Origin of the sequence: Phytobacter sp. V91 (assembly GCF_965644225.1) — a bacterium.
Classification (GTDB): Bacteria; Pseudomonadota; Gammaproteobacteria; order Enterobacterales; family Enterobacteriaceae; genus CBFFRJ01.
The window spans coordinates 1-5,870 of the sequence record NZ_CBFFRJ010000197.1; the positions used below are offsets into that span (position 1 = coordinate 1).

Annotated in this window: 4 protein-coding genes; all 4 read left to right on the top strand. The window is 55.2% G+C overall.

Annotated features, from left to right (window positions below):
- Nucleotides 1-326: 326 nt before the first annotated feature.
- On the top strand, nucleotides 327-1,949 hold the full coding sequence (gene glpA, locus ACSZO4_RS24195) for an anaerobic glycerol-3-phosphate dehydrogenase subunit A (RefSeq protein WP_437891631.1): 1,623 nt from the start codon (nucleotides 327-329) through the stop codon (nucleotides 1,947-1,949).
- Nucleotides 1,939-3,195: a glycerol-3-phosphate dehydrogenase subunit GlpB gene (gene glpB, locus ACSZO4_RS24200; protein WP_437891632.1), complete on the top strand. Its 1,257-nt coding sequence runs from the start codon at nucleotides 1,939-1,941 to the stop codon at nucleotides 3,193-3,195. The genes glpA and glpB overlap by 11 nt, the downstream gene beginning before the upstream one ends.
- The gene (glpC, locus tag ACSZO4_RS24205; protein WP_437891633.1) at nucleotides 3,192-4,382 is read left to right on the top strand and encodes an anaerobic glycerol-3-phosphate dehydrogenase subunit GlpC; all 1,191 of its coding nucleotides are present in this window, start codon (nucleotides 3,192-3,194) and stop codon (nucleotides 4,380-4,382) included. The genes glpB and glpC overlap by 4 nt, the downstream gene beginning before the upstream one ends.
- A 246-nt stretch (nucleotides 4,383-4,628) precedes the next feature.
- Nucleotides 4,629-5,816, top strand: a complete 1,188-nt coding sequence (locus tag ACSZO4_RS24210) for a filamentous hemagglutinin N-terminal domain-containing protein (protein WP_437891634.1) — start codon at nucleotides 4,629-4,631, stop codon at nucleotides 5,814-5,816.
- The last annotated feature ends 54 nt before the right edge of the window (nucleotides 5,817-5,870 follow it).

Consider the following 5,870-nt stretch of genomic DNA (forward strand, 5'->3'; position numbering starts at 1 on the left):
AGATTCGCGCGACTGACTTAAAGGTCAAACCTTTCGGAGTCCCCCGGCAAAGCCGGGGGTTTACCGGACTTAATTATAGTGATTTATAACTGCAATGAATGAAAACGAAACTACAGTGTGTCACTCAGGTCGGGATATTAATGAAAGTCTACTAATAAAGAACCAACTGTTGCTTTTAATGTTACAAAATTATGACAAGGCTCCAGTTTCACGCATCAAACACTCTTCTAACTTTCGTTTTTTGCTCGAATATGCGCGATATCAAACAAACCACATAGACAGTGTGGCTAAATGTTGCAATGATTCTGCCGTGAAAGGATGTGACTATGAGCAATGCGAAGGACTTCGATGTCATTATCATTGGGGGTGGCGCGACCGGAGCCGGGATCGCTCGTGACTGCTCGCTGCGCGGCCTGCGAGTGGCGTTGGTTGAACGCCATGATATTGCCACCGGCGCAACGGGGCGTAACCATGGCTTGTTGCACAGCGGCGCACGCTACGCGGTGACCGATAACGAATCCGCCAGTGAATGTATTGCAGAAAACCGGATCCTCAAACGTATTGCTCGCCACTGTATTGAACCCACCGGCGGGCTTTTTATCACCCTCCCGGAAGATGATCTGGCCTGGCAGCAGGTGTTTATCGATGCCTGCCGCAACGCCGACATTAATGTCCAGGCCATTACCCCTGAAGAAGCGCGGCGTATAGAGCCCAGCGTCAACCCGGCACTGATCGGCGCCGTTCGCGTGCCGGACGGTACCGTTGATCCTTTTCGCTTAACCGCCAGTAATATGCTGGACGCACGCGAACATGGGGCCGTTATTCTGACCGGCCACGAAGTGCGGGGGTTGATTCGCCAGGGCGATCGGGTCAGCGGAGTGCAGCTTCTTCAGCCGCAGTCGCAGAAGTTGTATGCGATTTACGCCCCTGTAGTAGTCAATGCCGCCGGGATCTGGGGTCAGCATATTGCCGAATACGCGGATTTGCAGATTCGTATGTTCCCGGCAAAAGGGGCGCTGCTGATCCTCGAAAACCGCATTAATCAGCACGTGATCAACCGCTGCCGCAAACCCGCAGATGCCGACATCCTGGTGCCAGGCGACACCATCTCGCTGATTGGCACCACCTCAACCCATATTGATTATCGCGATATCGACAACACCAGAGTCACCGCCGAAGAAGTGGATATTCTGCTGCGCGAAGGAGAAAAACTAGCGCCGGTTATGGCGCAAACCCGCATCCTGCGCGCTTATGCCGGGGTTCGTCCCCTGGTCGCCAGCGACGACGATCCCTCCGGACGTAACGTCAGCCGCGGCATTGTGCTGCTTGATCACGCCCGGCGGGACGGCATGGAGGGCTTTATCACCATCACGGGCGGCAAACTGATGACCTACCGTCTGATGGCGGAATGGGCAACCGACGCGGTTTGTCGCAAACTGGGGAACACCCAGCCCTGTACCACCGCCACCACGCCTTTACCGGGATCTTCACACCCCACCGAGCAGACGCTGCAAAAAATTATCTCACTGCCGGCGCCCCTGCGCGGTTCAGCGGTATACCGCCACGGCGACAGAACGCCGGACTGGCTGGGCAATCATCGTCATAACCGCAGCCTGGTCTGCGAATGCGAGGCCGTCACCGCGGGTGAAATCCAGTACGCAGTGGAAAATCTTAACGTCACCTCGTTGCTGGATTTACGCCGTCGTACCCGCGTGGGAATGGGAACCTGCCAGGGGGAATTGTGCGCCTGCCGGGCGGCCGGGTTACTTGCCAGCCTGCGCGTGACCAGCGAAACACAGTCTGTTGACCAGCTATCAGCCTTCTTAAATGAGCGCTGGAAAGGGATCAAACCCATCGCCTGGGGCAATGCTCTGCGTGAAAGCGAATTCACCCGCTGGGTGTACCAGGGACTGTGCGGACTGGAAAAGGAGTCAACCGATGAAATTTGATACGGTGATTATTGGCGGCGGCCTTGCCGGGTTACTCTGCGGCATCCGCCTGCTTGAACAGGGCCAGCGTTGCGCGATTGTCAGCCGGGGGCAAAGCGCGCTCAGCTTTTCATCCGGTTCCCTCGACCTGCTGTCGCACCTTCCCAATGGTGAAGCCGTCGCTGACATCAAAACCGGCGTCGAGGCACTACAATCGATGCACAGCCCACACCCCTACGCTCTGCTCGGTGCCAGGCGGGTACGTGAAAACGCAATTCTCGCCCAAACGCTGCTGGCTGATTGTGGTCTGCACCTGCAAGGCGATGTGGACAGCGACCACCAGCGCGTCACCCCGCTGGGCACGTTTCGTCGGGCGTGGCTCAGCCCAACGGAAATCCCGCTTAAACCAGCAACGAACCTCAGCATCGGCGTGGTCGGCATCAGCGGATTTCTCGATTTCCAGCCACCGCTGGCGGCTGCTTCATTAAGAAAACGAGGCATCAATGCCAGTGCGGAAGAGATAGATTTGCCGGTGCTGGACAAACTACGCGACAACCCCAGCGAGTTTCGGGCGGTGAATATCGCCCGTCTGCTGGATAAGCCTGAAAACTTTTCAGAACTCTATCGCGCATTACTGCCCCTGAGTCGAAGCTACGACACATTGTACGTTCCTGCCTGCTTTGGTCTCGCGGACTCTGCGGTCTTTAACCAGCTAAACCAGCAGTTATCCTGCCCGATTTTTCTGCTGCCAACCCTCCCGCCTTCGGTTCCCGGCGCGCGAATGCAGCACCTGTTACAACAACGCTTTAGCCGCAGCGGCGGTGTCTGGATGCCAGGGGATGAAGTGACAGGCGCCGATATTGAACAACATCGGGTGACGAAGCTATGGACGCGTAAGCACGAAGATATTCCGTTAACCGCAGATAATGTGGTGCTTGCCAGCGGGAGTTTTTTCAGTAACGGGCTGATAGCGGATCGCACCCGCGTGCGGGAAGCGGTTTTTGCCCTGGATGTCCTGTACGGTGAAAAACGAGAGAGCTGGTATCGCGACGATGTCTTCGACGCCCAGCCCTGGCAGCAGTTTGGCGTAATAACCGATGAGCGACTGCGCGGCAAACGGGGGGGCGAAACAATACAGAATTTGTATGTTATAGGGTCCGTACTCGGCGGCTTCGACGCCGTGGCGCAGGGATGTGGCGGCGGCGTTTGCGCCGTAACGGCGCTGGCTGCCGCAGAAGAAATTGCCGCGTCAGGAGGTGGCAAATGACCACAACGCAATTTGACAGCTGCATTAAATGCACCGCCTGTACCACCGTGTGCCCGGTCAGCGCGGTTAATCCGGCCTACCCCGGTCCGAAGCAGTCCGGACCGGATGGAGAGCGCCTGAGGCTTAAAGACCCCACCCTGTTCGATGAGGCGCTAAAATACTGCACCAACTGTAAACGCTGTGAGACCGCCTGCCCGTCCGGGGTTAAAATTGGCGATATTATTCAGCGCGCCAAAGCCCAGCATGCCCCGACGTCACGCTCGTTACGTAACGCCATTCTGAGTCATACCGATTTGATGGGCTCACTCTCAACGCCTTTCGCGCCACTGGTCAATGCCGCCACGGGCCTTACTCCGGTCCGTCATTTACTGGATGCCGCGCTCAAAATCGACCATCGCCGCACTCTGCCTAAATATGCCATGGGCACCTTTCGCCGCTGGTATCGCTCCGTCGCCCAGGAGCAAAAAAACTTTACGCAGCAGGTGGCGTTCTTTCACGGCTGCTATGTGAATTACAACAATCCGCAGTTAGGTAAAGATATGCTGAAGGTGCTCAATGCCATGGGCATCGGCGTGCAGTTGTTGCAGCGGGAAAAATGCTGTGGCGTGCCGCTCATCGCCAACGGCTATATTGAGAAGGCCAAAAGGCAGGCGGAATATAACCTGCATGCGATTGAGCAACGGGTTAATGACGACGGGCTTCAGGTGATCGCCACCTCATCGACCTGCACTTTTACCTTGCGCGATGAATATCCGCACCTGCTGGATGTCGATAATCAGCATCTGCGTCAACACATTGATCTGGCGACGCGTTGGGTCTGGCGTCAACTGGCGCAGGGCCGGGAGCTGCCCCTGCGTGAACTACCGCTAAAAGTGGTCTATCACACGCCCTGCCATATGGAGAAAATGGGCTGGACGCAATATACCCTCGAGCTGTTGCGACGCATCCCCGGCCTTGAACTCACCGTGCTGGACTCGCGCTGCTGCGGTATTGCAGGCACTTACGGGTTTAAAAGCGAGAACTATCCGACATCACAGGCCATCGGCGAGCCTCTGTTCCGCCAGATTGAAGAGAGCGGCGCCGACCTGGTTGTCAGCGATTGCGAAACCTGTAAATGGCAGATAGAGATGTCCACCAGCAAGCGTTGCGAACATCCTTTCACCCTGCTGGCGCAGGCGCTAAGCTGAACTAAAAATGCCAGCCGGACGCCACGGCTGGCAGTAAACTTTATATATTTTCTGTTACGGTACAATCCTGCCTATATTGCACGACGCGGCGCCAGTATTATTTAAAAAACCCCAGTCAAGAGCAATATTCCTATAAATCCATAATACCTTCTTCAGTCACACATTGCCTGTTGCGTCTGTGTCTTAATGCGATGTGTTTTTAACAGAATCACTCATTCTCTTAATGGTTAAATGGAATGTCGTCGAATGGATTCGAAAAATATAATTAGCGGGATCGCTGGATTGTTTTTCTCTTTTTCCTGCATTGCCAGCCCACCGATTCAGTCTGCAACGGGTAACACCCAAATCGACCAGACCCCTGACGGGGTGGCGGTTATCAATATCGCGCCGCCGAATCAGGCGGGTATCTCCCACAATCAGTATCACCAGTTCAACGTTGAACAGCAGGGTGCGGTTCTGAATAACGCCGCCGGGCAGTCGGCGCAGACGCAGCTGGCAGGCAACATCGCGGCCAACCCTAATCTGGCTGGCGGGGCGGCGGCAGGGATTGTCAATGAAGTCGTCTCGGCGAATCGTTCGCAATTGCAGGGCTATCTTGAAGTGGGCGGAAAGGCGGCAAGCGTGGTGGTCGCCAACCCTTACGGCATAACCTGTGATGGCTGCGGTTTTATCAATACGCCGCATGCCGTCGTGACCACCGGCAGGCCAGAATGGGGCGAGAGCGGGGAATTAAAGGCCCTGGCGGTGCAACAGGGCGATATTCTGCTGCAGGGAAAAGGGCTGGACGCCACTCAGAGCGACAAACTGGCCCTGATTACCCGCGCGGCGCAGATTAATGCGCAGCTCCGCGCGCGCGATACCACGGTGATCCTCGGCAGCAATCGCGTAACCTCTGAAGGGCAAATCATTCCGCTGGCGACGGCGGAAAGCATCCCTGAAGTGGCGATTGATACCGGCGCGCTGGGAGGGATGTACAGCAACAGCATCAGACTGGTCGCCAGTGAAAAAGGCGTGGGTGTCAACCTGGCTAACCTGACGGCCGTTCAGGGTGATATTTCGCTGCAGAGTAATGGTCAACTGGTGCTGAACAACACCGCTGCTAAGGGTGATTTGCGGGTTCAGTCTGAAGAGATCATCTTAGAAGGAAGCCACCCGGCGCGGGGGGATATTCAGCTGTCTGCTGATTATTTTCAGGCAGAAGAGGCCAGGGTTCAGGCGGGGCATGATCTTAATATACTGGCGGATTTTTACAGCTATAGCAGTATTTATCATGCAGAAAATAATATTAATGCTACCAGCAGAGATATATTCAGCTATAGCGATAGCTGGAAAAGTGGCAACGATATTATTATTCAAGGCGGTCTTTATAGTTATGAAAGCAACTTCACCGCCGGTAACAATATCATAATTCAACCTAAGGAAGGTGCGATTTAATCGGTGGGGTTCAGTGGAGTCCTTATCTGTATTAGCCTTACCTTAGCTGAGCTG